A 21,695-nucleotide genomic window follows, 5' to 3' on the forward strand; every position below is an offset into this window, starting at 1 on the left:
ACCGGTGAAGTATGACGAATCTGTGAAGCGGATATGGCAATTACAAGATCTTCCATGGACGACGCTTTTGAGGAAAATCATTTATCGTTCCTGTGAAATCGTTCACATTAATTCACGAAAGCGCTATAATAATAATGCAGAGAAGTCTGCATAAGGGATCTGGGTCAACGCAAACACTGTTTCGGCTGGTTTCCAAGTCCAATGCTTGGTTATAGGAGGATGAGTGTGATGGCTGCAGAGTTATTTGTATGGCTCGTGTTAGCTGTTTTGTTTGTTGCCATGATGGCAATCGGGGTTCAGATCTACCGCGGGAAGTGGGCACAAGAGCTCGCTGTGGACGTTTTCGGCACAACGGTGGCTGATTTCAAGCGCACCAACGGCGCCCATAAAGCAGGGATCTTGTTCATTGCGGTAGTGTTATGGACTTTCGGCTACTGCGCATTCGTGGCATTGACTCATTGATGCTTGGGGCTGTCAGAAGACGGCCCCGTTTTTATACACCTCAAGTGCAGCGGCCCGAATTTAGCGGTGGATATGAGACAAGACAATGCAAACGCGCTCTTCGCCTTGGCAGCGTCTCGTCTTAGATCACGCCGCGTCGGGTTGCGCAGCTCAACGCCCCCCGAATATACGTGTTGTGGTTCTCACTTAGCTTAAGTGATGATATAATAGAAACACAAAGAGCGTGGCCTCTGTAAAAGGCCACGCCCCAGCAGAACCGTTTTAAGAACGGTGGTCAACAATAGACAAGCTCTAAGCCGCTAGTATCTCGCCAAAGTATGAAGCGGCTTTTTGCTTGCTCATTTTTTTCGGATTCTTCCGAACGCCACCATCAGCAAGCGCTTCGCACAAAGCAGACGTGTTAGTGATTTGATCAAACGTGTTATCACGTTGACCAATAGCACTAACATACCGATGATGGCTGCAACTGATGCAATCGCACCAATCACAAGCCTTGCTGTACTCCCTTCTTTCAGAATACGACGCTAAGGTTGTTACACCATAAGACCCACCCTCTTTCAGAGTTAGTACCACCGCTCATTAAACTTTTCTGCCAATCAATTATATCGTATAAAACGTTGAATTAATACAACATAGGGTAATTGTGAGCTTGGTACACCGTGATTACTAACTCAACAGTTATCCTGCGAAGCTCAACGATAAAACCACATCAAAAATCCGGCGCGACTAATTTTTTTCAGTCACGCCGGATTCGTTACATTATCATTCAAATACCAACTCAGCCAGCTTCGTCACCGGATCATGGTCATTGTCCACCGGCAACACCAGCTTGGCCGCGGCTTTGATGGCCGGCACGCCATTATGAACGCTCACGCCTAAGCCCACTTTCTTGATCATCGCCATATCGTTGAGATTGTCGCCAAGGCCGATGATCTCATCAGGCTTGATGCCGCACAACTTGCCCAAAGCAATGGCCGCGTCGCCTTTATCGATCCCGGCAGGATTGAATTCGACATAGCGATTAGACGAATAGCTGACCGTTGGCTGATAGTCGACTTTCTGCGCCACTTCTGCGGCGAAAGCTTGCCGCACCGCCAAGTCCGGATGCTGGAAAATCACCTTGGCCAGCTGCTGGCCCGCTAGCGCTTGTAAATTGTCGTCATGCCACAAGGTGTAGCCGACGCCGCGATTTTTCAAATAAGCCAGTTCGCTGGTTGACGGCCGATACACATAAGCATGATCGAACGTGTAGATATGCGCGCCTAATTCTTCATGCGCCGCTGCCAGCCGAAAGATCTGATCTGCCACGGCAAAAGGCAGCGGCGTCGACGCCACGATTTTGCCGGATTCATTGTCAATGATCGCGCCGCCATTATACGAAATCACATATTGTCCGGCTTTGCCATACGTGCCGATGGCTTTCAGCAGCGGCTGAACGGATTGGAAGCCGCGGCCGGTGTTAGGCACAAATTTGACCCCTGCAGCCCGCAGGCGCGCAATCGTCGCGATATCGTTAGGCGACACGCTGCCATCGGTGCGTAATAAGCTTTCATCCAGGTCTGATACGATCATTCTGTACATAACTGCCTCTTCACTTCTTGACTTGGTTGCGGGTGCCATAAAGGTACAACACATAATAAATCGCAGCCACCATTAACGCCCCTGTGACACTGGAGGTCACACTGCCATTCTTGCCATGCGCCATAGCGGTCATTGCCACGCGAATGACAAAATACGCCACTGGGATGATCACCCCATATTTGCGCGGCTGGCCGCGTTTGCCAATGCGGTAGTTCAGCAGGCCCAAGACAATGGTTAACACCACCACGATCCCAATCAAGATCAATCCGATTACCATAAGCGTTCCCCCGTTTATGCGTGACTTATCCTTTCATTATGCCGTAACGCCACGCCTGGCGTCAAACTCACCAGCCCCCATCAAAGCCGCCGCCACCAGAATCGCCACCGCCGAACCCGTCGCCGCTGCCAAAATCATCATGATCATCACTAGTCGTGTCAACTGTGCCATAGTCGCGATCGACCCACACCGGCAACACTGCTAAATCCAAGTTGCTGGCATCTTCACCAGCCAAATGCCGCCTGATGGCTTCAAAAGTCGCAACTTGCGCTGCTTCTTCAGCCAACAGCGCCTGGTCTTCAGGGTGCACATTCTCAGTAAACTCGCGCCACACGTCTTGTTTGTCTTGAAGTAACAAGTTCTTGCGCCATGCTTGAAAAGCCGGCAAGTACCTTGCATAAGGCGCCAATTGTTCAGTCACTGCTGGCTGCACCTGCTGCAACAAAGCAGGCAGATCCGGCGCATTAACGATCGTATCCACGGGTTCGTCTAAGTCGACGCTGGCATAAGCAAACAGCGGGGTTGGTGCATCTGGCCGCATGCGTAACACGATTTCTGCCAGATGCCACTGAATGTATTCAGCAAAATCAGCTCGCAAATACACGTCAACATCACTTGGAAACGCCCGCCACCAAGGTGCATGCAGCGCATGACGATACCGCTCTTGTTCGGCTTGAGGCAAGCCGCCAAACAGCGGCATATGCGCATCAGTCAGCGCCGCTTGCAATTTGCGCTTGCGGCGGCGATGCCGACCAATCAAAAACACCAGCCCTGCCAGCGGAACCGCGACTACCGCGTACATTAACAGCCGATGGCGCTTGGCTGCCGCCTTTTGGGCCGCAATGTCCGCTGGTGCCATAATCGCACTTTTGTTTTGCACCAAGGTAGCGGCGATGTTGCGTACAATGATGCGCATTGCCGCATCGTATTTCCCAGCCTGTAAGCGGCCTTTCGCCAGCTCAGTGACAATCTGGCTTTTGGTTGCATCAGGCAAGGCGCTTTCCAAGCCATAGCCGACTTCTAAACCGTATTTGTGATCTTGTGTGGCCAGAACAAAATATAAACCGTTGTCCCAATCGTCATCACCGATGCCAAGCTGTTCAAATCGCTTAGCCTTAAAGGCAGCCACGTCGTCACCTGGCACATGCCGATAGGTCTCCACCGCCAAACGCGGATGCCCGGGCAATTTAGCGAAGGTCTTGTCGTTGATGGTTTGGATCTGTTGCCTTGTCTTGTCTGTCAACACATTGGCGTGGTCGCTAACGTACTGATTCTCCGCCGCATTCACCCGATTGCCGCCGAAAAACAGCACTAATGCAAGCATGGCACCTACCCAATACCGTTTCTTCATAGTGTTCCTCCAAAAGTATCAATATAGCCATTATACCAAACCTAGCTTAGTGTTTGGCTGGAATGCTTGCTGGACAACGATTCCCAAACCACCAATACGGGGCAAATTGCCCGGGAAATAATATCAGAGCGGAGCAAAGCGGGTTTAGCGGGTCAATTAGCCTAGTCCCCGTGCTTGCGCAGCCAGACGATACCAGGTTGCTATTGCCGTGATTGCTCGGATCCCAGCAAAATGTTTCACGTGAAACATTTCGTCAAAACTCAAGCTCAGCAAAGCTTTACCGCAGAATTCAAAAAATGCGCCAGCTGCCAAAATAGCAGCTGACGCAATGGCTGGCACTTAAATCGTTGAGTTGTGTCGCTAACCGCACCCGTTAAGGACGCGCCGCTGCAACTTCTTTGTCGCGTTGCGCAGCACAACGCAAATGTGTGCTTGGGCAACAAACGCCTCAAGCACAATCACTAGGCTGCCTGACCTGCTATAAACCACACCATTTTGCTTTGGTTTATAGCAGGCTTTGGATCCAGGCGATAATGCCTTTAAAGAAGTTCATGATCGCATCGCCGATCTTTTGCAAGAAGTTGCGATTTTCTGGTGTATTCAAGCTCTTGAGTTTGCCAAACAAGTTCTTGGCAGAAGCTTGGATGGAACTGGCTAGTTTGGAGGCTTGGGCCTTGAAATCACTGGACTTCAAGGCGCCGGAGTTTTGGATCTTGACCATTAAGTTGATGATCTGAGTCCGTTGATTGTTGTTGATCACATTGGTCAAGTTATTGGCTTTGAGCTGCGAGTCGACAATATTGCCGATGGTGTTTTGCGACAAGGTTTGCTCACCGGAGTTGGATTGCGTCGCCATGTCCTTCTTCATGCCAGCCACGGCGTTGTTGAGCTGCTTGTCGGAGTAGCCGTCTTTATTCTTATTGGCGTCAGTGATGTCAGACAAGGTGTTGACCTCGCTTTGTGCCGCGTTGATCTGACTGGCATTCAAGGTTTGCCCATTCTGTGCAAACGCCGCGTACACCCCAGCCAAAGCACCTGAGCCGTCGATTTTGACGGCGCTGGTAATGAATAAGTTAGCGTTGGTGACGCCGGCAGTGATCGCCGCGTTGCGGTATTGGTCGCTGGTGATGGTGGTGATATTGTTGGTGCCGTTATACGGTACGATCGTCACATTGATGCCGCCGCTGCTAGTTTTCTGCACCAGTGCTGAAGACCACACGCCGCTGCTGCTGGTGAAAGTCGAACCGCTGGGGTTGAGATATTTCACTAAGGTATCGCCATTGACTGTCAGTTGTGAAACTGAGCTTAAGTTGGCAGCTTTCTCCAATGTCGACAAAGTGCCGGATTTCTGATCTGCCGTCAAGCTGGTGCCAAGGGTGGCCACCGGCTGCCAAGTATCATCAGCGTGGACTGGCCGTGCCGCAAAGCCGATCACAGCCAGCGCCAACGCACCAAGGGTGAATAAGAATTTCTTCATGAGAATCGCTCCGTTCACAAGAGTATTAGCCGCTTATCGCGGTGACTTGACTATAACATAAGCGCCTGCAGACACCAGCTGCAGGCGCTTATCTTAACTACTTCTTATCGGCTAGATATTGATACAAGGCGCCTTCGCGCAAGCCGTATTGCGAGAAAGTCAGCCGATCCGAATCCAAGTAGCGGATCATCATCACCACTGGTACCATGCCGCCAACGATAATGTCGGCGCGGTCTTTGGCCAGCCCTGGGATCATTTTGCGTGATTCAAGATCAGCGCCAACGACTTTCTTGAATACCGTGTTGACTTGCTCGGTAGGCATGCGGTAGCCATGAATGTCTTCGTAATCCGGCGCCTGATCCACGCGGCGTTGGATCTTGGCCAAGGTACGGTTGGACCCGCCTAACGCCACGATCGGCAGATTCTGAGCTTTGCGCAGCCACCAAATCGAATTATAGATGCGATTGATCGCCGTGATCAATTCAAACAGCGCCACCGCCGACACATGCGGACCGGGCAGGTACTGCTCACTAAGATTTACCGCGCCAAAAGGAATCGACACCACATGCTGGCACTTGCCATTTTGGACTAAGATCAGCTCCGTTGAAGCGCCGCCGGTGTCCATGATCAAGGCATTCTGGATCGGCAAGGTGTTGATCACCCCGCTGTAATCCAGCATTGCTTCTTTGGTGCCAGGAATCACTTCGATGTCGATGCCCACGGCTTTCTTCACGCGCTTCAAGAATTCCTTCTGGTTAGCGGCTTGGCGCGTCGCCGCTGTGGCATAAGCCACCAGCGTCAACGCTTCCAGATCCGCCAAGGCCGCCTTGAAGTTCGTCAGCGTCGCAATCGTCCGCACCATCGCGGCTTCTTGCAAGATCCGCTGTGGCCCCATGCCTTCTGACAAGCGGACCATTTCTTTAAGCCGCAGCACTTGCTTCACATCACCATCTGCATCGATTGTCCAGACGCTTAAGCGCGCAGAGTTACTGCCTAAATCGATCACACCAAAATGTTCCATACTTCTCCTTAGATCGTCACCAACCACGTCGCACCAACTAACAGCACCACTAAACCAGCGGCAGTTCTCGTACCTTGCCCATGCGCAAACTCATGCAACACGATGCCGCCTAACAAAGTGGCCACGATCACGTTCATTTGCGACAAGACGAAGGCATTGACTAATCCGTTCATGGACAAGGATACCAGATAAGTCGCCGCTGCTACAGAAAAGATCAACCCAGAGGAAATGTTTCGCACCATCCCCATCTGTTTAATTTCTTGCGGATGCGTCATGCTGATCGCCAAAGCCGCCGCCAACATCCCCAGCGCCTGCGGCAAAAAACCGTTGAGATTACTCGAAACATGCGCATAATGCGGCAGCGCCGAATATCCCCAATACCCAACCGTTGAGCCAACCAGCAACAAATAATCCACCAGCCGCCCTGTGCTGTGCATTCGCCCATTGGTCAACAAGACCCCAACGATCAACACCGCCAGCGCCAGAATGCTCAGCAGCACATCTTGAACACCTTGCCATTCGCCAAACACCAGCCCGCCGATCACACTGTTGCCAATGATCTGCAGCGCCGTGGACAACGGCATCGTGGTGCTGACGCCCAGCCGCTCATAACTTTCGTATTGCCCGCCTTGCCCGAAGCTCCAACAAAACCCCGACAAGAAGAATAACCCTGCCGACACCAGATCCACTCGCAAATGCAAGACCAACGTCAACCCCGCTGCGACCACCGCGATCCCGATCGTCGTGCCTAGCAACTGTTGGCGCGCGTTGCCCTTTGCAAATTTGCGGATCCATACCGGCAGCACACCCCAAAATAACGCCGGTACCAAGCCAATCATCATCGCCATGTTTTCCTCCTGTGGATATGTTTCATTGCGCAACGTTTCGCACAACCATCCTCAAGAGTTAACCACAATTCACAGCCCATTGTCAGGAACACATCCACAGCAAACCGCAACAAAGGCCTATGCACACCGCCTGTGGATATGTTACGAAGCTTAATATAAAGTCTCACATCCTCGAACTCTAACATCAGGAAGTATAACGGTAAGCGATGAATTCACTTACCCACAAAGCAGTTTCGTCCGAGTATCTGATCCCCCCTAACCTCGCCGCATTAGAGTTGGCCTGCAAGGATCGCGATGAACGCCTAACCTGATACGAGTACAGTAGGACCGGCGGTGCGTAGGCGCGTGGGGGCGGCAAGCCGGTCAGGCCGTGAAACGATCAGCACCGTAAGACTTGCGGGTTGTGCAAGGCTTGCGGTGCTGATCGCGGCAAGTTTGGAGACAGCAAGTGAGCAAAGCGAACCTGGCTCCAAACTTAGGCGAAAAACGCGCCGCACTTTGCGCGGTTGCAGCCGGCCGCACAGCCTGCGCCGGCTTGCCGCCCCCACGTGCCGAAGCAACACCGGTCCGGGCCTGACCGGTAGTAGTCTTCGTCGAGCTGCGTGGCGCAACGCGGCGTGATATAAGGCGTGACGCCACTTGGGCAAAGTTCGCCCAAATGTCATCCCGCCTTATATCCACCGCTAAGTTCGCGCCACTTCGCTCTGGTTTTCGTCGAGCTTCACAGACCAACGCGGGTGCAGTTAGCTACGCCATCGCACTCGCGGCAAAGTACGCCGCAAGCACGATGGCTAGGCTACCTGACCCGCTAAGTGCGGTCTGTTCCGCTCTGGTTTTCTTCTGGTGCTTTCATTGGTTGGAAGCGGTGCGCGTCTGTCGGGTCGGCAGTCTTTTGCTGGGCTTGGGCGGCGCGGGTTTTGGCCTCGGCTTCTTGCATAAAGACTTCTTGGGCGTTGATCTTCTCCACGCCGCGCAGATCCACGCGCTCCCACTCGCCATTTGGCTGCAAGACGCGGCTTTTCAATGTATCGGCCCACATCGTATCAAAAATCGCCATCACCCGCTGATGTACCGGCGCTGCCAAAATCGGAAACAGCAACTCGACACGCCGCGACAAGTTGCGCTTCATCAAATCAGCGCTGGACAAATACAAGCGCTCATCGCCATCAGCATAGAAATAATAGATGCGGCTGTGTTCCAAGAAGCGCCCGACAATGGAATGCACCGTGATGTTATCGGAAACGCCAGGGATCCCGACTTTCAAGTTGCAGATCCCGCGCACCAACAACTCCACTGTCACGCCGGCGGCCGAAGCCGCGTACAGTTCTTTGATCATATCTGCGTCAGACAGCGAGTTCATTTTCATCCGGATCAAAGCTTTGCGGCCGGCTTTGGCGTTGGCGATTTCAGTGTGGATCGATTGCACCAAACTTTCGCGCAAGCCGATCGGCGCAATCGCCAGCTTGTGGAAATATGCCGGTTCCGAAAAGCCTGACAACATGTTGAACACATTCGACGCGTCGGCACCCATTTCGGCATTGGCGGTAAACAAGCCCATATCGGTGTAGAAGTTGGCGGTAACGTCGTTGTAATTGCCAGTGGCCATATGCATATAGCGGCGGATGCCGTCTTCTTCGCGGCGCACTACCAGTGCCAGCTTGGAGTGCGTCTTCAAGCCCACCAAGCCGTAAATCACGTGGCAGCCGGCGCGCTCGAGTTCTTGGGCCCAGTGCACGTTGTTTTCCTCATCAAAGCGCGCCTTGAGTTCCACCAGCACTGTGACTTGTTTGCCATTTTGCGCGGCTTGTTTGAGATAAGCGATGATCGGCGACTTGCTGGACACGCGATACAGGGTCATTTTAACGGCTAAGACTTGCGAATCGATGGCGGCTTGATGGATGAAATCCACCACTGTGGCAAAAGAATCATAAGGATGCTGCAAGAAAATGTCGTGATCACGGATCTGCGCAAACAAGTCGCCTTGCAGCGCCGGATCGCGATACGCGTGAAAAGGCGGATACACCAAGTCTTCATGGCCGTGCACGGCTTTGACCAAGTCAGACAGCACATTCAAGTCGATCGGCCCATTAATGGCGTAAATGTCCGAGTTGTCAGGCACATCCAAGCCTTTGACCAAGCGCTTCTTTAAGAACTTGCTCATGTCGGCATCGATTTCCAAGCGCATCACCTTGCCGCGCTGGCGCTTCTTAAGCTGCGATTGAATCTCTTTCATCAAATCCGACGCGTCTTCTTCCGCCACATCCAGATCCATATCGCGCGTCACGCGAAACATGGCGGTTTCTTGAATCACGGTGCCGACGAACAACTCGCCGACATAAGCGCGCAAGACGTCTTCCAACAAGATGAAATCATTATCTGCGCCAGGCAAGCGCAACACCCGCGAGAAGACGCTAGGCACTTGCACCATGGCAAACGAATGCGCCTTGTCATCGCTGAGCTCTTCTGGGCGCTGCAAGCGAATGGCGATGTTTAAGCTGTTGTTGGCCAGAAACGGAAACGGCCGCGTTGGGTCTACACCCATCGGGGTCAACACCGGATACAGCTCTTGATGGAAATAACTGTCGACAAACTCGCGCTGCTTTTCTGATAACGCATCAAACGGCAATAAGTTGATCTTCAGCTCGGCTAAAGCCGGGCGCAGCGAGCGGCTCCAGGTGCTGTATTGTTTGTCGACCATTTGGTGCACGGACTTGGCAATGGCTGCCAGCTGTTTGGCCGGCGTCAAGCCTGCGGCGTCTGGTTCGTGGTAATCCACGGCAACCATTTTGCGCAAAGATGCCACCCGCACATTGAAGAACTCATCCAAGTTGCTTTGGGTGATGCTTAAGAAGCGCACCCGCTCCAACAGCGGATTGCTGTGATCGCGTGCTTCTTCCAACACGCGGTCGTTAAAGGCGATCCAGCTGAGCTCGCGGTTTTCAAAATAGCTTGGTGATGTGAAATCATGTGTACTCATATACGCGTCTTCCCCTTCAATTCGATCCGGATCCCATACACATCTTCAAAGAAGCGCCCTTTGCGCTGCAAGGTCCAGCGCTCTAGCGCCAGCTCGTCATTGGCAGTGGCCATGATCAATACTTTATCATCGCGCAAGGACACGCGAATGCTTTGGATCTTCTGCAGCCGTGATGCATCCAAGCTGTCGGCCACCCGCAAAATCGCCGACAACTTGGCGATCAACAGGCGCTGGCTGGCATCCATCGGCGGCAAGTCGCCTAAGTCGGTTTGCGGACTGTTGCTGGAGTGAAAACGCGCAATCGACGCGACGATTTGTTGTTCCGCAGCCGTCAGCCCTACCAATTCACTGGCGCGGATCAAATAATCTGAATGTTGATAATGTTTGTGGGTAGCCACGAAGCTGCCGATGTCAGTAACGATCGCCGCCACTTGCAGCAACAAGCGCTCGCGCTTGCCCATACCATGCAGTTTCTTCAAGCGATCAAACAGCTGCAAAGCAAAAGTCACCGTGGCATCGCGGTGGGCCGGATCGACGCGGTAGCGCTGCGCCAAGTTCATGGCACTGACCACGATTTCTTTGGTCGGATCCAGGTCCACCGGCTTATAGCCTTGGTCTAAAGCAACATTGACCTCGATGCCATCAAGCATCTTCAAGTTGGACAACCAGATCTGATCGCTTCTTAACGCCTTGGCCAAGCGCCATACCAGCATCACCGTCGGCAGCACTTGCGACACTTGATCGTTAGGCAGCCCATAAACATCCATCAAATACTGGTCACTGGCATGGGTCACTTCGTCATAAATCAGCTCAAAGCCTTCACGATCAGTTTCTACTGCCAACTGACCGCTGGGGATCAGCGTTTCTAACAACGACATGCTGCTGCCCATGACGATCATGTTGTGATATTTGATGTTGCTAGGCATCAAGCGCATGAAGTCTACCAGGCGGCTGTCGATGTAATCGCGCATCACCTCGACATAATTTGGTACCGTGGCTTGCAAGTCGCTCATCACTTCAAACACCCGCAGCGGCCCGATGCTTAAGTTGCGCGAGAAGCCGAATTCGCCATGATGAAACACCGCCAGTTCCACCGAACCGCTGGAAATATCCACCAGCACTGTGCCCACTTGGGTAATATCGCGAAAATGCGGAAAGCGCGCATACACCGCTTGGGTACGGTAAAAGGCTTCTTGCGCCAAGGTGGCATGTTGGATCTGCCAGCCGGTACGCGACAACAATTGATCCCAAACAAACTGGGCATTGATCGCTTCAAAGAAGCTGTGACTGGCCACCACTGTTTGGTCTTTGATGCCATAATCGCGGAACAATTGGCCAATGGCATCCAAAGCCGTCACCATTGAATCCACTGTTTCTGCAGCGATGCGCCGTGTTTCATACACGTCTTGGCCGACATCGATGGGATATTGGCCGCGCTCAAGTTCTTCTAATGTGCGCAAGTTCGTGATGCTAAAGAAGATCGCCTGCGCGCCGATCACAACGAATCCGCGGTTTACATTTGCCATATGCCGTACCTCTTATAAAAATATTAGTTGACCCTAAACCCGTTATCTCCATCATACCATGCTTAATTGCCTGAATTGACTGGTATCCGTTTTCATTAAAACATTTTGCAGTGGCACTTGGCAATGTTTAAGGCGCTTTCATTTGGTAATTGCTTGTGCTAAGCTATGTGCAGACTGAAATATTCGGAGGTGCACTTTATGCAAAAGCTCAATCTTGGCAACTCAGGTTTATTGGCCAGCCCCATCGCCTTAGGGGTGATGCGCATCACCAAACTCGACGAAGCAGGCGCCACTGCGCTGTTAAACCGCGCTTATGCTTCAGGGATCAACTTCTTTGACAACGCCGACATTTACGCCGACGGTGACGCCGAGGTGCTTTTTGGCAAAGCCTTGAAGCAAGCTGATTTCTCGCGCGATGACGTTCTGGTCCAAACCAAAGTCGGCATTCGCCCTGGCAAAGCCTATGATTTCTCCAAAGCGCATATCCTGGAAGCCGTTGACCACAGCTTGCAGCGCTTAGGTTTGGATTATGTCGACAGCTTGTTGCTGCATCGGCCTGATGCCTTGATGGAACCAGACGAAATCGCCGAAGCCTTCAACACCTTGCAGAATGCCGGCAAGGTGCGCCAGTTCGGTGTTTCCAACTTCAACCCCGGCCAAGTCGCCTTATTGCAACAAGCCGTGGGCCAGCACCTGTTCGCCAACCAGCTGCAGCTGTCGATCATGCACACTGGGATGATCGATTTCGGCTTGCACGCCAACATGCAAGATCCGCGTTCCGTGTCGCATGACGACGGGATCTTGGAATACTCGCGCTTGCATCACATGACCATCCAAGCTTGGAGCCCATATCAATACGGCTTCTTTGAAGGGGTGTTCATCGACAACCCGAAGTTCCCGAAGCTCAATGCTTTGCTGCATGAATTGGCTGACAAGTATCACACCAACGTCAACGCTGTGGCTGCCGCTTGGATCTTGCGCATCCCTGGCGACTTCCAAGTGATCGCCGGCACCACCAATGCCGATCGCATCGCTGAAATCGCCGAAGCCGGCGACTTCACCTTGACCCATCAAGAATGGTATGACGTGTACTTAGCCGCTGGCAACGATTTGCCATAAAGCAGTTATCCCCTGTGGATAATTTTCCATGTTAAAAAGCACTTATCCCCTTGTGCATAACCAATGCGGGATAAGTGCTTTTTGCGTGATTCACAGTTAAAACCAGTGCAATCGCGTGATCCCTGTGCTAGGCGGGGTGGTGCCGCTTTGCAAGGCTTGCACCGTGTTGTACCACGGCAACACCGGATGCGATAATCGCCGCTGGCGGGCCAATGGCTGCAACCCTTGATGCAATGCGCGCCACAAGCGGTCATTGGTGTGGCCGGCCACCAGTTCAGCTTGGACTTGGGTCAGAACGGTCCGCTCAGCGTCGCTGATCGATGCCGCCTTAAGCAGCGTCACCAGGCTGGCAGCAAATTGGGTCCGATCAAACTTGTGCATATTTCCTCCTGTCAAGTCAGCGCGTTGTACCGCGCTTGGTCAATTCTGGAGCCATCAAGACTTCCCCTTGTTGGGCGCCGGATTGGCTGATTTTCGACAACAACATGCGCGCCAAGATCTGCCCTAAAGCGTCGACTTGTTGGCGTACCGTGGTCAATTGCGGGTTGGAGACTTGATCCAAGAACACCCCATCAAAGCCGATCACACCAAAGTCATTGGGGATCTTGCCGCCTTGGGCCAAAATCCCGCGCACCACGCCAAGCGCCAGGCGGTCTGATGCGCAAATGAAGCAGGTATTTGGCGCAAACTCGCGCCAATGTGCTTCGATGAACGCCTGCGACAAATGCGAGCGATTGGCCATGCGGTGGATGCGCGGCACGGCGTTGGCTTGTTGCATGGTGTTGATATAGCCGGCTTCGCGCGAATATTCAAATGGTTCTTTGACATCGATGCCGATAAAAATGATCGATTGATAATTCAATGCCTGGGCATACCGTGTCGCTTCGGCGGTGCCTTGTTTGTTGTCGGTGTCGACAAAATCATACCCTTGGCGATTCTCCCCAAACAGCACCACCGGCTTACTCAGTGAATCCAGCCAAGCATAATCGCGCATGCGCGCTCCGGTGATCAAATAACCGTCAGCAGCGCCTTGGGTCAAACTGGCAGGGTTGGCCACCAGCTGCATGGCGTATTGTTGCTTGTCCAAGCCTTTGGCAATGCCAAATAACAAGTCCATGTAATATGGCTCAGTGGTGTCGATATCTTCTAAGATCAAGAACTTCACGACATTGGTGCGATTGTTGGCCAGCGCCTTGGCTGCGGCATTGGGGTGGTAATCCAGTGCTAACATCGCAGCTAACACCAGATCCTTCAATTCTTGGGTGACTTGTTCCGGGTGGTTGATCACGCGCGAAACCGTCATTTTGGATACGTTCGCCTGCTTGGCAACGTCTGATAATGTGGCCATGCCGATGCCCCCTTCTGCTGATAAACCTATCTTATCATGTTGGCCGATCAGCGCCCAAGTCTTAGGCTTAAGCTGCAAGGAGGAACCAGGGGCGGCTGGGGCTACGGTTCCTCTTTCATACACAGTACCGTTCAGATCACAATCCATATTAATCTGACGTTACACTATCAACTGAGTTCACCCAAGTACCGTATCACGCAGGATCAGTAAAGCGAAGCGGCGTGGGGCAAGAATTGAGACAGGCAAGGTGAACGCAGCGAGCGCCTGGCTCAATTCTTAGGTGGAAAACACGCGTCCTTGGCGTGGTTGGAACCGGCCGCACCGCCTGCGCCGACGCTTGCCCCGCGCCGCGCAGCTTTACTGATCCGGCCCAGTAACACAAATGGCTGCAAGTCACGGCTCAACGCGACCCACAGCCATTTTGTAAATTGTTAGCCCTTGTCGGCCCCGGCGGTGATGCCGGACACGTAGAACTTCTGCATGATGATAAACAAGATCGTGATCGGCAAAGCGATGATCACACACCCGGCGATGAACTGGGCAAAATACGTTGTTGATGCACCGCGGGTACTGTGCAGCATATTATACAAGCCGTATGCGATCGTGTAATTTTTGGCGTTGCCGGAACTGGATAAGATGATCCCAGAGAAGATGAAATCGATCCACGGCCCGATGAAAGCCGTCAGCGCCGTGTACACGATGATCGGCCGCGACATTGGCAAGCCGATGTGCAAGAACACTTGCCAGCGTGTTGCTCCATCCATCAACGCCGCTTCATCAATAGCCACCGGCACGGTATCAAAGAACCCTTTGGCAATATAGAAGCCCAAACCTGCGCCGCCCACATACACCAAAATCAAGCCGCCAAGGTTCAACATATTGAAGTTCTTCAAGATGTAATACAAGGCGATCATCGACATGAACCCAGGAAACATCCCCAACACCAACGCGATTTGCAAGAATGGCTTGCGCAAAGCAAAGCGCAGCCGCGACAAGGTGTATGCCACACAAATCGTCACGAAGGTGGACAAAATAGTGGTCACCACTGAGACAAACAACGTGTTGCGGATCCAGTAAACAAAGGGAAACTGCTCACTGGAGAAGATCCCGATATAATTCTGCAAGGTAAATTCTTTTGGCCAATACGTCGAGACAAAACCGGTATCGTTGTACGAGAAGCTGGCCAACACGATCCACACGATCGGCACCAACCACACCACGGCCAAGAAGATGAGTAACAAGTAGCGCAGGACTAAAGATAGTCGCCGCTGTGCACGATAAGACTTCATCATCATCCCTCCTTAAAGGCGTTGGTGCGCCGATATGCCAGCAAGCTGAAGGTCGCACTTAACAAGAAGATCAAGATCCCCAGCACCGCCGAAGCGTTGTAGCGCTGCGTCTGGCCGAACACCAAGTTATACAACCAAGTGACCAATAAGTCTGTGTCGCCGGCACCGTTGTAGTTATTGTTCATCGGATAACCACCAGTCAACAGATAGATCACGTTGAAGTTGTTGATGTTGCCGATGAATTGCTGGATCAACGAAGGCGCCATCACAAACAGGATCTGCGGGAAAGTGATCGAACGAAACACCTGCAAGGCGCTGGCGCCATCGATTCGCGCCGCTTCGATTTGGTCTTGCGGCAGATTCTGAATGATTGCCGTGGACACCAGCATCGACACCGGGATTCCGATCCACATGTTCACCACGATCACCGTCAAGCGCGCCACTGTGGAATTCGCCGAGGCGCCGATGAAGTTGATCGGATCTTGAATCAGATTCAGATGCATCAAGATGTTGTTCAACGGCCCTTGCAAGTCCAAGAATTGGGCCATCATCAACAATGACACGAATTGCGGTACCGCATAAACGATCACAAACAAGGTCCGCCAGAAGCCTTTATGCGCGATGCCTTTAGACTCGATCAGAATTGCCAACAATACCCCGAAGAAGAACGTCGTGGCCGTTGCCGCCACCGCCCACACCAGCGTCCACCCCAACACCGGGAAGAAGGTGCCGGCCAAATCGCCAGTCAGCACATTGCCAAACGCCTTGAACCCTGTCCAAGAAAAGCCGATGGGATGTTTGCCATCATAATTAGTGAAGGCCATCGAGATCATATACAGCGTCGGCAACACCGTGAAAGCCATGATCCCGATCACCGGAATGGTCATTAGCGTTGCGTGCAAGCGCGTGTCCAACAGTGACTTAAGGTCTTCGCGGTTAGTGGCGATCGCCAAGTGGTCGCGCTCTTGGACGTAAAGCTTCTTGGTCGAGCGCAGATGCACGATATATAATCCCAACATCCCTAGCAGCAACAAGACACTCATCACGCCAAACAGCAAGATCACCACTGAATTATCCGGCGACTTGGTGATATACACCCCTTGCGCATTATCGAAGACGACTTTTTTGGTCTTGATCGTACCTAGATTGCTCAACAAGCTTAACGCCTGAGCCCCAGTGGTGAGAAACCATGTCCAAAAGGCAACTTGCAGCGCCAACAAGCTAAAGCCCTTGGCCCATTGCTTATGCTTGAGTTGGGCAAGACCCATGATAATGAATGAGAGCTTGAAGCTCCAATCCCCTTTGGCCCACACTTCGCGATACGTCGCAGCAGGCTTTGGCGCGTTTTTTCTTCTTAACATAGGCGTTCTCCTTCCCGGTTGTGCATGTGCAATGGGCGGTTGGTTAAACGGATAACTGTGTGTTGGTTGATCATAACTTTGGTCAGTTAATTGATATCAGCACTCCAACTCAGACAAAGAATCGTAAACCACCAGTGTCAACACATCGACAGTTAACGAATTACCTGCCTGATACATTTCCAGATTCGACTATCGCAGGACAGGTGTTGCGTAGGCGCGTGGGGCGGCAAGCCGGTCAGGCCGTGAAACGATCAGCGCAGAAAGACATGTGGGTTGTGCATGGCTTTCTGTGCTGATCGCGGCAAGAATCGAGACGGGCAGGTGAGCGAAGTGAGCGCCTGGCTTGATTCTTAGGCGGAAAACGCGCGTACCTTGCGCGGTTGCAGCCGGCCGCACCGCCTGCGCCGGCTTGCTGCACCACGCGCCGAAGCAATACCTGTCCGGGCCTTTCACGACTGTGGTCTTCGTCGAGCTGCGCAAAGCAACGCGATTGCGTGTAAGTCATCCCGATCCAATGGCAAAGACCGCCATCGGCTCAGGCTGCCTTACACACATCGCTAAACCGCTTTGCTCCGCTCTGGTTTCTTCGTCGAGCTGCGCAGCCCAACGCGGCGTGATATAAGTCGTGACGCCACTTGGGCAAAGTTCGCCCAAATGTCATCCCGCCTTATATCCACCGCTAAGTGCGGGCTGCTCCGCTCCTGGTTATCGTCGAGCTGCGTGGCGCAACGCGGGTGCGGCTAGCTACGCCATTGCACTTGAGGCAAAGACCGCCTCATGCGCAATGGCTAGGCTACCCGACCCGCTAAGTGCGCGCCACTCCGCTCTGGGGTGATCGCGACACCATGACGCAAACCACCTCTGTGGTTTGCGCGGTGTTATCGCGATCAGTTATCCTTAGAAATCGCCTTAACAAACGTATCCAGCTTTGCCGCATATTGATCAGGTTTAATGGAGCCGGTGTACGCGCCGTTGATCAAAGGTGCTGACAAGTTCCAGTACGTCGCCATTTGCGTCATCTTTGGCATTACCGTAGAGTAGCCTTTTTTACTCATGGTCATCACAGCCTTAGCCACTGGATCATCGGCAACCGTTTGATCCTTTTGCGCAGCCAAGTTCACTGGGATGGCGCCGGAGTTCTTATACACCACCAGTTGAGATTGCTTGTTGGTCACATATTCAGCCAAGGTCGCCGCAGCTTTCTGATCTTTGGTGGCAGTGTGGGAGTTCACCGCAAAACAGCCAATGCCTAAGAAAGCCTGCATTTGCACTTGCTTGCCGTTTAAGGTGATCGTCGGATATGGCGCAACGGCAAAGTTATCGCCTAAGATCTTCTTGATGTTGGCCGCGTTCCACGGGCCGTCTAAGGTCGCTGCAGCTGCGCCTGACTTCAATTGATTCAAGGTGTTAGACGTTTGCATCACGTTCTTGTTGGCTTTTTGTTGCGCCAGCCAAGTCATTGCTTCAACGCCTTTAGCCGAGTTGGCATCAGTGCCAGTCAAGGTTTCGCCGTCTTTGCCATACAAAGTCGTGCCAGCCGAGAAGAATACCGGATAGAAGTTATAGGCATTGGTAAAGTCCGTGGCCAGCACCCCTTTGGCCGTCAACCCGTCCCAAGTTTTCACATCTTCGGCAGATAACTTGGACTTGTTATAATACAGCGTCTGTGCTTGTTGCGAAGTCGGATAGCCATACATTTTACCTTGCCAAGTCACCGCATCTTCGGTCACGCTGGAATTATCCGCTTTGACGTTCTTGGTAGCCGTTGGCGAAAGCGGGTTGATATAACCTTGATCAGCCATTGCGCCGAGTTGATCATTCGGCACTTCAAAGACATCTGCGGCTTTGCTTGGGTCTTTGCCGACGTCAGTCTTGGCGTTGGCTGAGCCGTTAGGACTTTGGGTGACGGTCACTTTCACGTCAGGATATTGCTTGTTGAAGTCTTTAACGATGGTTTTGTAATATGGGACCTTGGTGGTGTCGACCCACAGCTTCACGGTGCCGGTGACACTTTTGCTTGAAGTGGATTTGGAACTTGAGTCGCTGCTGCTGTTGTCGCTGCCACAGGCGGCCAAAGCCAAGCCGGCCACCAACACGCTGGTGCCTAATAATGCTTTCTTCCAGATTTTCATGGGTATTCTCCTTCGTGATTAGGTTAGGCGATGCTTACGACGAATGCTTGATACGGCTGCAAGGTAATGTCTTTCAATTGTTCAGGCGGCGCCATGTTATCAACCACTGTGTGCATCATCGTGCCAGAATTGCTAAATGGTTGCAGCTTGTTGGTTAAGTTCGCCACCACCAGCCACCGCTGGCCGTGATAGCGCCGCTCATAAGCCATCACCGCTGGCGCTGCCGCCACTTCGACAAACTCGCCGAAAGCGACCAGCGGCTGTTCATGCCTGAGGCGAATCAACTTGCGATACAGCGCCAACACCGGATTAGCAGAAGCCGCGTTGATGGTTTGGTAGTTGGGATTCACTGCCAACCACGGTGTGCCTGTGGTAAAGCCGGCCTGCTTGCTAGTGTCCCATTGCATCGGCGTGCGCGCGTTGTCGCGGCCCATGGCGTTGATCGCAGCTAACAACTGCTGCGGCGTTTGACCTGATGCAATACCTGCTGCGTAGAAGTTGCGGCTTTCTAGGTCTTGGACTTGGGCGATGTCTGACACGACGCGATTGGTCATGCCTAACTCTTCGCCTTGATACACATAAGGTGTGCCGCGCAACAGATGCAGGCAAATGGCAAACATCATCGCTGCTTGCGGCGATTCGTCGCCCCACCGCGACACGATTCGCGGCAAATCGTGATTGTTCCAAAACAAACTGTTCCAGCCATGCGTATAATCCAGTTGGGTTTGCCACTTGATCAGCGCCTGTTTAAGCTTGCCAGGATCAAAAGGCTGCACCTGCCATTTGGATTGGCCTGGCAATTGATCGATCGTGGCGGTTTCAAATTGGAACACCATCGACAACTCATGGCGCGCCGGATCAGAATACAGCTGCGCAATTTCAGGCGTCGCGCCCCAAGTTTCACCAACGGTCAAATAATCGCCGCGGCCAAATGTTGCGTCATGCATTTCTTTTAGATACTCATGCAAATGCGGCCCATTTTCACGGATCAGCTGATCAGGCATTTTGCCGATTAAGTCGATCACGTCTAAGCGAAAGCCGCCGATGCCTTGATCCAACCAGAAGTTCATCATTTGGTACACCGCCTGGCGCAAGTCGGGGTTAGCCCAATTCAAATCCGGCTGCTGCGGGGCAAACAGGTGCAAATAATATTGCCCGCTCAGCGGATCTTTGGTCCAAGCCGAACCGCCAAAAGTCGACGTCATCGCGTTAGGCTGATCGCGCCAGATATACCAATCGCGCTTAGGACTGGCGCGGCTCAAGCGGCTTTGTTGAAACCAGGGATGTTGATCAGAGGTGTGATTGACCACCAGATCCATGATGATGCGCATGTTGCGCTTGGCAGCTTGCGCGATCAGCTCATGCATGTCAGCCATGGTGCCATATTGCGGATCGATTGCTTGATAATCAGCGATATCATAGCCATTGTCCACCCCTGGTGAGCGATACACCGGACTTAACCACAAGGCGTCAACGCCTAGCTGGTGCAGGTAGTCAAGCCGCGCGATGATGCCTGGCAAATCGCCGATGCCATCGCCATTGCTGTCTTGAAAACTGCGCGGATAGATCTGATACACCACCGCTTGTTGCCACCATGGCATGGCTGTCACCTCCTTTTGGTGTAAGCCGCCTCGATTTCATCCAGGTGCAGCGCTTGAGTGTCTGGCACCCAGTAATCGGCGCGCTTGGCACTTGGCCCGATTCCGACGGCAAATTGCCCAGCCGCTTGGATCGCCGCCACACCGGCAGCCGCATCTTCAAAGCTGATCACCGCATCTTTGGTTAAGCCCAGCAGCTGTTGGGCTTTGATGAAGATCTCCGGATCCGGCTTGCCATGCTGCAAGCTGCTAGGATCAACGATCGCCGCAAAGCGCTGGCTTAAGTGCAATTGCTGCAAGATCTGCGGGGCATTTTGCGACGCTGACGCCAAGGCCAACGGCAAGTGGCGCTTGTCGGCTTGGGCCAGCAATTCGCTGATCCCAGGCAGAATGTCTTGCGGCGTCAAGCGCTTGATGGCCGCTTGATACCACACGTTCTTCTGCTGGGCCATGGCCGCTTTCTCCTGTGGGGAGTAGACTTGATCGCCATAACTTAAGATCAAATCCAACGAACTTTGGCGCGAGCGGCCGCGCAAGTCTTGCACCACCGCTTCTGGCAGAATAATGTTCAAGCTGGTAGCCAGCCGCTGCCAAGCCGCCAGGTGAAAGCGCGCAGTGTCGGCGATCACCCCATCAAGATCAAAAATCAAACCTGCTAGCATCTAAGTCCTCCTTAGGGGTCAAGTGCACCGGTTGGTCATCGACTTGCACGGTAAGCGCAGGGCCTGCCAATAATGTCAGCGTTGTGGTTTCTGCCACTTCTACGGCGATCACCCGGCCGCGATAATTGAGTTTGAAGGCGTAACGCGTCCAATTCGGCGGCAGAAACGGCTTAAAGGCCAACTGCGCATTGCTGTAGCGCATCCCGGCAAAACCTTGGACGATCGCCAACCAGGCGCCAGACATCGCGGTGATGTGCAAACCGTCATCAGTATCGTTGTTATAATTATCCAAATCCAGCCGCGCGGTGCGCGCATACAATTCGACGGCTTTGTCGACCTTGCCTAACTCAGCAGCCAAAATCGCGTGAATCGAAGCTGAAAGTGAGGACTCATGCACGGTCATCGGTTCGTAGAAGTCGAAGTTGGCCATTTTTTCGGCGCGGGTGTAGCGGTCGTTCAAGAAGTATAAGCCTGGATTATTCACCTCGGTATTGGGGACATGAAATCGCATCTGGCCGGTCTGAAAGCAACGTTTGGATCGTTGCGAATACTGACTGAGCGGAGAAGTTGGTGATCGATGCACCACGAACAGACCGACCCAGTTTTCGGCTCGACGCACGACCTATTCAGTTATTCAGTTCAGGTCGCCAACTGATGGACTTCGTC

At 52.9% G+C, this 21,695-nt stretch carries 17 protein-coding genes and 1 pseudogene; 2 read left to right on the forward strand and 16 right to left on the reverse strand.

Translation table 11 applies throughout. From position 1 onward, the window contains the following. Positions 1-228: 228 nt before the first annotated feature. Positions 229-462 (forward strand): hypothetical protein, encoded by a 234-nt coding sequence (locus ACGG90_RS02415; RefSeq protein WP_390405381.1) that lies wholly within the window; start codon positions 229-231, stop codon positions 460-462. A 762-nt stretch (positions 463-1,224) separates the two neighbouring features. Here the strand turns inward: ACGG90_RS02415 and ACGG90_RS02420 are convergent. The 8 genes from ACGG90_RS02420 to ACGG90_RS02455 all read right to left on the reverse strand — a co-directional run bounded on the left by ACGG90_RS02420 (position 1,225) and on the right by ACGG90_RS02455 (position 11,520). Then, positions 1,225-2,043, reverse strand: coding sequence for an HAD family hydrolase (locus tag ACGG90_RS02420; RefSeq protein ID WP_390405384.1), 819 nt, complete (start codon positions 2,041-2,043; stop codon positions 1,225-1,227). A gap of 10 nt (positions 2,044-2,053) precedes the next feature. After that, positions 2,054-2,320 (reverse strand): hypothetical protein, encoded by a 267-nt coding sequence (locus tag ACGG90_RS02425; RefSeq protein ID WP_390405387.1) that lies wholly within the window; start codon positions 2,318-2,320, stop codon positions 2,054-2,056. 67 nt (positions 2,321-2,387) lie between these two features. Continuing rightward, on the reverse strand, positions 2,388-3,671 hold the full coding sequence (locus tag ACGG90_RS02430) for a TPM domain-containing protein (protein ID WP_390405390.1): 1,284 nt from the start codon (positions 3,669-3,671) through the stop codon (positions 2,388-2,390). 505 nt (positions 3,672-4,176) lie between these two features. Beyond that, positions 4,177-5,148, reverse strand: a complete 972-nt coding sequence (locus ACGG90_RS02435) for a DUF1002 domain-containing protein (RefSeq protein WP_390405393.1) — start codon at positions 5,146-5,148, stop codon at positions 4,177-4,179. Positions 5,149-5,245: 97 nt separating this feature from the next. Then, positions 5,246-6,169 carry a Ppx/GppA phosphatase family protein gene (locus ACGG90_RS02440; protein ID WP_390405396.1) on the reverse strand — a complete coding sequence of 308 codons (924 nt, stop codon included), beginning with the start codon at positions 6,167-6,169 and terminating at the stop codon, positions 5,246-5,248. Positions 6,170-6,177: 8 nt separating this feature from the next. Further along, on the reverse strand, positions 6,178-7,017 hold the full coding sequence (locus ACGG90_RS02445; RefSeq protein ID WP_390405398.1) for a GRP family sugar transporter: 840 nt from the start codon (positions 7,015-7,017) through the stop codon (positions 6,178-6,180). 808 nt (positions 7,018-7,825) lie between these two features. Continuing rightward, positions 7,826-9,994 (reverse strand): RNA degradosome polyphosphate kinase, encoded by a 2,169-nt coding sequence (locus tag ACGG90_RS02450; protein WP_390405400.1) that lies wholly within the window; start codon positions 9,992-9,994, stop codon positions 7,826-7,828. Then, entirely contained in the window at positions 9,991-11,520 is a 1,530-nt protein-coding gene (locus tag ACGG90_RS02455; protein WP_390405403.1) for a Ppx/GppA phosphatase family protein, read from the reverse strand. The genes ACGG90_RS02450 and ACGG90_RS02455 overlap by 4 nt, the downstream gene beginning before the upstream one ends. 198 nt (positions 11,521-11,718) lie before the next feature. On the opposite strand from ACGG90_RS02455, the gene ACGG90_RS02460 reads away from it, so the two are divergent. After that, the gene (locus ACGG90_RS02460; protein WP_390405404.1) at positions 11,719-12,639 is read left to right on the forward strand and encodes an aldo/keto reductase; all 921 of its coding nucleotides are present in this window, start codon (positions 11,719-11,721) and stop codon (positions 12,637-12,639) included. 96 nt (positions 12,640-12,735) lie between these two features. Here the strand turns inward: ACGG90_RS02460 and ACGG90_RS02465 are convergent, their stop codons facing one another. The 8 genes and pseudogenes from ACGG90_RS02465 to ACGG90_RS02500 form a co-directional block, all read right to left on the reverse strand. Further along, positions 12,736-13,020, reverse strand: coding sequence for a hypothetical protein (locus ACGG90_RS02465; RefSeq protein ID WP_390405406.1), 285 nt, complete (start codon positions 13,018-13,020; stop codon positions 12,736-12,738). A gap of 16 nt (positions 13,021-13,036) precedes the next feature. Beyond that, positions 13,037-13,987 (reverse strand): LacI family DNA-binding transcriptional regulator, encoded by a 951-nt coding sequence (locus ACGG90_RS02470; RefSeq protein WP_390405409.1) that lies wholly within the window; start codon positions 13,985-13,987, stop codon positions 13,037-13,039. Positions 13,988-14,418: 431 nt separating this feature from the next. Beyond that, the gene (locus tag ACGG90_RS02475; RefSeq protein WP_390405411.1) at positions 14,419-15,276 is read right to left on the reverse strand and encodes a sugar ABC transporter permease; all 858 of its coding nucleotides are present in this window, start codon (positions 15,274-15,276) and stop codon (positions 14,419-14,421) included. Positions 15,277-15,278: 2 nt separating this feature from the next. Then, positions 15,279-16,637, reverse strand: a complete 1,359-nt coding sequence (locus ACGG90_RS02480) for a carbohydrate ABC transporter permease (RefSeq protein WP_390405413.1) — start codon at positions 16,635-16,637, stop codon at positions 15,279-15,281. 887 nt (positions 16,638-17,524) lie between these two features. Further along, a complete protein-coding gene (locus tag ACGG90_RS02485) occupies positions 17,525-18,769 on the reverse strand; it encodes an extracellular solute-binding protein (protein ID WP_390405416.1) in 1,245 nt (414 codons plus the stop codon). Positions 18,770-18,792: 23 nt separating this feature from the next. Next, on the reverse strand, positions 18,793-20,370 hold the full coding sequence (locus ACGG90_RS02490; protein WP_390405420.1) for a glycoside hydrolase family 13 protein: 1,578 nt from the start codon (positions 20,368-20,370) through the stop codon (positions 18,793-18,795). A 5-nt stretch (positions 20,371-20,375) separates the two neighbouring features. Next, complete coding sequence (gene pgmB, locus ACGG90_RS02495; RefSeq protein WP_390405422.1) at positions 20,376-21,029, reverse strand: beta-phosphoglucomutase; 654 nt, start codon at positions 21,027-21,029, stop codon at positions 20,376-20,378. Next, positions 21,007-21,501 (reverse strand): annotated as a pseudogene (locus tag ACGG90_RS02500) (glycosyl hydrolase family 65 protein); the annotation flags it as partial. The pseudogene ACGG90_RS02500 and the gene pgmB, both read right to left, overlap by 23 nt. Between the last annotated feature and the right edge of the window lie 194 nt (positions 21,502-21,695).

The organism is Lacticaseibacillus jixiensis, assembly GCF_042847315.1.
GTDB classification, from domain to species: Bacteria; Bacillota; Bacilli; order Lactobacillales; family Lactobacillaceae; genus Lacticaseibacillus; species Lacticaseibacillus jixiensis.

Bases quoted from the DNA above. Each gene is read 5' to 3' on its own strand.
- ACGG90_RS02475 (WP_390405411.1), bottom strand. From the start codon at position 15,276: ATGAAGTCTTATCGTGCACAGCGGCGACTATCTTTAGTCCTGCGCTAC.
- ACGG90_RS02485 (WP_390405416.1), bottom strand. From the start codon at position 18,769: ATGAAAATCTGGAAGAAAGCATTATTAGGCACCAGCGTGTTGGTGGCC.
- ACGG90_RS02425 (WP_390405387.1), bottom strand. From the start codon at position 2,320: ATGGTAATCGGATTGATCTTGATTGGGATCGTGGTGGTGTTAACCATT.
- ACGG90_RS02465 (WP_390405406.1), bottom strand. From the start codon at position 13,020: ATGCACAAGTTTGATCGGACCCAATTTGCTGCCAGCCTGGTGACGCTG.
- ACGG90_RS02450 (WP_390405400.1), bottom strand. From the start codon at position 9,994: ATGAGTACACATGATTTCACATCACCAAGCTATTTTGAAAACCGCGAG.
- ACGG90_RS02415 (WP_390405381.1), top strand. From the start codon at position 229: ATGGCTGCAGAGTTATTTGTATGGCTCGTGTTAGCTGTTTTGTTTGTT.
- ACGG90_RS02480 (WP_390405413.1), bottom strand. From the start codon at position 16,637: ATGTTAAGAAGAAAAAACGCGCCAAAGCCTGCTGCGACGTATCGCGAA.
- ACGG90_RS02445 (WP_390405398.1), bottom strand. From the start codon at position 7,017: ATGGCGATGATGATTGGCTTGGTACCGGCGTTATTTTGGGGTGTGCTG.
- ACGG90_RS02430 (WP_390405390.1), bottom strand. From the start codon at position 3,671: ATGAAGAAACGGTATTGGGTAGGTGCCATGCTTGCATTAGTGCTGTTT.
- ACGG90_RS02435 (WP_390405393.1), bottom strand. From the start codon at position 5,148: ATGAAGAAATTCTTATTCACCCTTGGTGCGTTGGCGCTGGCTGTGATC.
- ACGG90_RS02455 (WP_390405403.1), bottom strand. From the start codon at position 11,520: ATGGCAAATGTAAACCGCGGATTCGTTGTGATCGGCGCGCAGGCGATC.
- pgmB (WP_390405422.1), bottom strand. From the start codon at position 21,029: ATGCTAGCAGGTTTGATTTTTGATCTTGATGGGGTGATCGCCGACACT.
- ACGG90_RS02470 (WP_390405409.1), bottom strand. From the start codon at position 13,987: ATGGCCACATTATCAGACGTTGCCAAGCAGGCGAACGTATCCAAAATG.
- ACGG90_RS02460 (WP_390405404.1), top strand. From the start codon at position 11,719: ATGCAAAAGCTCAATCTTGGCAACTCAGGTTTATTGGCCAGCCCCATC.
- ACGG90_RS02420 (WP_390405384.1), bottom strand. From the start codon at position 2,043: ATGTACAGAATGATCGTATCAGACCTGGATGAAAGCTTATTACGCACC.
- ACGG90_RS02440 (WP_390405396.1), bottom strand. From the start codon at position 6,169: ATGGAACATTTTGGTGTGATCGATTTAGGCAGTAACTCTGCGCGCTTA.
- ACGG90_RS02490 (WP_390405420.1), bottom strand. From the start codon at position 20,370: ATGCCATGGTGGCAACAAGCGGTGGTGTATCAGATCTATCCGCGCAGT.